The sequence below is a fragment of the Micrococcus sp. HMSC31B01 genome (assembly GCF_001816085.1).
Classification (GTDB): Bacteria; Actinomycetota; Actinomycetes; order Actinomycetales; family Micrococcaceae; genus Micrococcus; species Micrococcus luteus.
Genome location: NZ_KV825206.1, coordinates 1 through 1,434 on the forward strand (window position 1 = coordinate 1; position 1,434 = coordinate 1,434).

The 1,434-nt window shown below is 66.7% G+C and carries 1 protein-coding gene; it reads right to left on the reverse strand.

Translation table 11 applies throughout. The features are described 5' to 3' along the window. Positions 1-33: 33 nt before the first annotated feature. Positions 34-1,377 (reverse strand): IS256-like element ISMlu11 family transposase, encoded by a 1,344-nt coding sequence (locus HMPREF3105_RS08105; protein WP_044658726.1) that lies wholly within the window; start codon positions 1,375-1,377, stop codon positions 34-36. Between the last annotated feature and the right edge of the window lie 57 nt (positions 1,378-1,434).

Consider the following 1,434-nt stretch of genomic DNA (forward strand, 5'->3'; position numbering starts at 1 on the left):
GGGCGTGTCAACTTGTCTGTGTAAGCGGGGTGGTCACAGGTAGGGGTTGATCCGGTCGGGGTAGGCCGCGGCGAGCTGGGCGAGGGCCTGCTTCCAGTTCGTGACGGCCTGACCTTCGACGAGCCGGCCCTGGGCTTTGCGCTGGCCGGCGGGTTTGCCCCGGTCCCGAGCGCGTTCGGCGGCGCGTTTGTCTTCGATGTTGCAGATCGCCAGCCAGAGCAGCTTCACCGCCGCCTCGGTCGAGGGGAAGTGGCCGCGGTTCTTGGTCACCTTCCGTAGCTGGAAGTTCAGCGACTCGATGCTGTTGGTCGTGTAGATGACCTTGCGGAGCATGGGTGGGAACTGCAGGAACGGGATGAACCGCTCCCAGGAGTTCGCCCAGGTCGCGGCTGCAGACGGGTACTTCGTGCCGAGCTCGGAGGCCTCGAACTCGGCCAGCGCCTTCCTCGCGGTCTCTTCGTTGGGGGCGGTGTAGATCGGCTTCAGCGCGGCGGCGACCTTCTTGCGGTCCTGGTAGGCCACGAACCGCATCGCGGCCCGGATCAGGTGAACCACGCAGGTCTGGACCATCGAGTCCGGCCACGTCGCCTCGACCGCCTCCGGCAGGCCCTTGAGCCCGTCGCAGCACACGATCAGCACGTCCTGCACGCCCCGGTTGGCGAGATCGGCGCAGACGTGGGCCCAGAACGCCGAGCCCTCGGTGTCCTGGACCCAGATCCCCAGCACGTGCTTGATGCCCTCGAGGTCCACGCCGACGGCGATGTAGGCGGCACGGTTGAGGACCTGGCTGTTCTCTCGGATCTTGATCCGGATTGCGTCGAGATAGATCACCGGATAGAACTCCTCCAGCGGCCGCGACTGCCACGCCAGGACCTCTTCGCTCACGGCGTCGGTGATGTTGGAGATCGTCTCGTGCGACAGGTCCGTGCCGATCGTGGAGGCCAGGTGGTGCTGGATGTCCCGGATCGTCATTCCGCCGGCATAGAGGCTGATGATCATGTCATCCAGGCCCCCGAGGCGCCGCTGGCCCTTGGGCACCAGGCGCGGGGTGAACGACCCGCCCCGGTCTCGCGGGACGTCCAGCTCGATCGGCCCGACCTCGGACTCCACGGTCTTCGGGGTGGTCCCGTTGCGGGAGTTGGCGTGCTTCAGCGCCTCGCTCGAGCCCTTCTCGTAGCCCAGATGGCTGGTCAGCTCGGCCTGCAGGCCCCGCTCGAGCGCGGCCTTGACCAGCGCGGGCACGAACCCGCCGTCACCGGTGAGCTCGACGCCGCCCGCGTCGATCTGCGCGAACAGGGCATCAAGCTGCCCTGAGGCTTTCAGCTGCTCGACCAGGTCCTGGCCCGAGGGCTCGCCTGGGTTCTTCTCGTCGATCATGGTCATGATTCTTACCGTTCCTCTCGGTACGGCTTACACAGACCATCTGACACGCCC

What these genes read in the sequence shown, in the direction of transcription:
- HMPREF3105_RS08105 (WP_044658726.1), bottom strand. Translation starts at nt 1,377, where the DNA reads ATGATCGACGAGAAGAACCCAGGCGAGCCCTCGGGCCAGGACCTGGTC.